Raw genomic sequence first — 2,707 nt, 5'->3', positions numbered from 1 at the left:
TATCGGGGGTGCGAGGCGCTTGGGTCACCCAAGCCATGCGGTAGGCGCGAACCGGGCTAGTCCGGATTTACCGCTGGCTTCACAGAAAAAGCCCCGCGACAGCGAGGCTTTTTCGTATCGACTGAACCGCCGGTCGGGCAGGGAGGGACCCGGCTGGCAAAATCGCCGCAGCGATCCAATCGACTCTGCTGGTACCTACGTCTTGTCCCGGGCCACGAACTTGTGGAAGCGACTGATCTTCCCGTCCTTGGTTTTGTCCTGGTACAAGAACTGCAAGTGAGACTCGTCGAACTTTTCGAAGAATTCATCCCAGCTGATTTCTTCCAGCGCCTCTTCTTTCGGACCGAAATCAATCCGAAGGAGGCCTGCATGGCCACCTCGTTCGGTTCTTTTCACGGTCGATGGCACGCCGTTGCGCTCGCTCACCCATTTTTTGATTTTGGCATGGTCCGTCGTGGTGTGGCTTTCGCTCATGGTGACAACCCTGCTGAAGCTTTTTGCCAATCACAACGAGGCATTATGGCAGCAGGTTCGTGCGGCGCGAATAAGTTACTCAGGCCTAACATTTGTTAAGCGGGCAGGGCATTTTGTAAACCGCAGCGCATGCAATCGGAAGCGCTTCCAGAGTAGATGGTTGGAATCTACCGATTGAATGCTTCGGCGACAAAAGTCAGCCGATAGAGCACCTCCCCAGATTGGCGAGTAACCTCCATCCGCCATTCGGGGCCGGCTTTCAGTGCACCGTTCAGGTCGCGCAGCATCTCGCCGCATGCGGTGGTAGCCTCGACCCAAGCAGCGTCATCGTCCGCCAACTCAACGCCGTCGTGCGGCCATGCTGGCGCTCCGTCACCATACGTAATTCGATAAATATAGAGAGGCATTCAGCTCGGCTCGGTCCTCTCAGCATTGGGCGGGAACGACTACCAACACTTCAGGACATCCCGGTGTTCCCAGCCATGCGGGGCTATACGGCCGCCGATCGAACGGTTGCGCCACGCCGGCGCGGGCCCGACAAAAAAGCCATTAATAAAAAGAGCCGCCCTGTGGGCGGCTCAAAGTTGTGGCTTCGGAATGATGTCCCCAGCGCATGTGTACCGCCGTTACCTTGTTTGCGGCCATACGGCGACACCATAACTGATTCGCGATGTCCGCACGACACAGACCCTCGCATTGTCGCCCTAGAACTATCGGCTATCGACGCCCTCCCGATCGGGCGAACGATATTGAGCGGCTGCATCTTGCCGGGTCGGAAGCCGGCGGCGGAACAGCCTCAGTTCGTCGATAATTTTTTCCATGACGCCGGTCCAGTCGCCCGCTGTTTTCTGGTGGAACAACCTCATCGTCGGATACCAAACCGTATACCGACCTGTTTCCGGCCATCGCCAATCGCAATCCCGATGCAGCATTGTCCAAACGGGAATACCAAGCGCTCCGGCAAGATGCGCAACCATCGTATCCACGGTGATCACCAGATCGAGCTGCATAATCCTGGCAGCAAGCATTTCGATATCAGTGACAGCCACATCCTCAGCGGGGATCGTTTTGGCCAAAGCGCGGGCGGGGCCCTGTTGAAGCGAAAGCAGCCGCACATCCGATTGCTCGAGCAGTCGGGCGAACAGACGAGCTGGAACGGAACGGCTTGGATTCCAGTTGCCGGCTTCCCAGACGACTCCGATCGATAGCCTAGAACTCGGCGGCTCCTTGCGGGCGACGCGAGGAAGGTAGGGGACCCTGCCAGTCACAAGCTGCGGTGTTGCCCTCAAGGCGTGGGCAAGCTCCATCACCTCGATATCAACGTCGAAGCTCGCATCCGGCGTCCCGTCGTGGAGCGGCAACACGCGATCAACCCCGTCAACCCGACGCACCAAGGACAACAGTTCAGGCTGGCTCCAGACGATGACTTCGCGTGCAACCTCCCGGAGAGGCTTCGCGAAACGGATGAACTGGATGGTATCTCCAAGTCCGTGATAGCAGCGAACGAGCACGGATCTGTTCTTTAGATCTTCGCCTCGCCAAATCCGCTGGAGATGCCGCTCTCCACTGTGCTTGACGGCGCCGGAAAGGCGATACTCAGCCAGGCTTGTGTCATTAAGCTTCCATGCGCGCTTGAAATCATTGCGCCGCAGCGCATCGGCCCATTCGCGATGAAGGTTCAACGGAAATCTCGCAGTGCGATGCTCACTAGCGGCGGGAGGACTCGGTGTTGCGCAGTGACTTGGCTGTATCAAGATGCTTCTGCAACACGTCGAGCTCGTCCTTGGCGTACTGTCCGCCGGCGTCGGACTGCTTTGTCTCCTTCTTGTACTCGGCAATGTCTTTTTGGTGGTCCGCAACCATGTGCTTTGCGAATTCACGGTCGAAGCGCGGGCCCGTCATCTTCGACATCTTCTCATATTCCGCTTTCTGCTTGGCGCTCGGGCCATCCGGCGGAGTAAGGCCGAGGGATTTTGCGGCGTCTATGGCCTTTTGATTTGCGGCCGAATGGTCATCCGACAACATTTGCCCGAATTTTTTCACGTCAGGGCTTTGCCCGTTCTGTTGCGCCAGCTTACCCATCTGTACTTCGGCGTAGTTACCCTCAATTGCCTTCTTGAGGAAGGTCTGGCTTGGCTTGCCCGCTGCAAACACCGGGGAAGCCGTGAAAACTGCGATGATCGCGAGCGAGGTGAATTTCATAACGGATTCCTTGCTTGGAGGATTCAGTTGA

General features: G+C 57.4%; 4 protein-coding genes. All 4 read right to left on the bottom strand.

Annotated elements, in window-relative coordinates; translation table 11 throughout:
• Positions 1-195 precede the first annotated feature (195 nt).
• Positions 196-474, bottom strand: coding sequence for a hypothetical protein (locus VJV58_RS12270; RefSeq protein ID WP_324137614.1), 279 nt, complete (start codon positions 472-474; stop codon positions 196-198).
• Positions 475-641: 167 nt separating this feature from the next.
• Positions 642-881 carry a DUF6894 family protein gene (locus VJV58_RS12265; protein ID WP_324137613.1) on the bottom strand — a complete coding sequence of 80 codons (240 nt, stop codon included), beginning with the start codon at positions 879-881 and terminating at the stop codon, positions 642-644.
• Positions 882-1,184: 303 nt separating this feature from the next.
• Complete coding sequence (locus VJV58_RS12260; protein ID WP_324137612.1) at positions 1,185-2,156, bottom strand: glycosyltransferase family 9 protein; 972 nt, start codon at positions 2,154-2,156, stop codon at positions 1,185-1,187.
• Positions 2,157-2,181: 25 nt separating this feature from the next.
• The coding region (locus VJV58_RS12255; RefSeq protein ID WP_414641483.1) for a DUF4142 domain-containing protein at positions 2,182-2,707 on the bottom strand (526 nt) is incomplete at its 5' end.

It is taken from the genome of Bradyrhizobium sp. (assembly GCF_035273305.1).
Taxonomy (GTDB): Bacteria; Pseudomonadota; Alphaproteobacteria; order Rhizobiales; family Xanthobacteraceae; genus Bradyrhizobium.
Note: the sequence above shows the minus strand (reverse complement) of the source record. Positions and strands in the feature narration are given on the sequence as shown.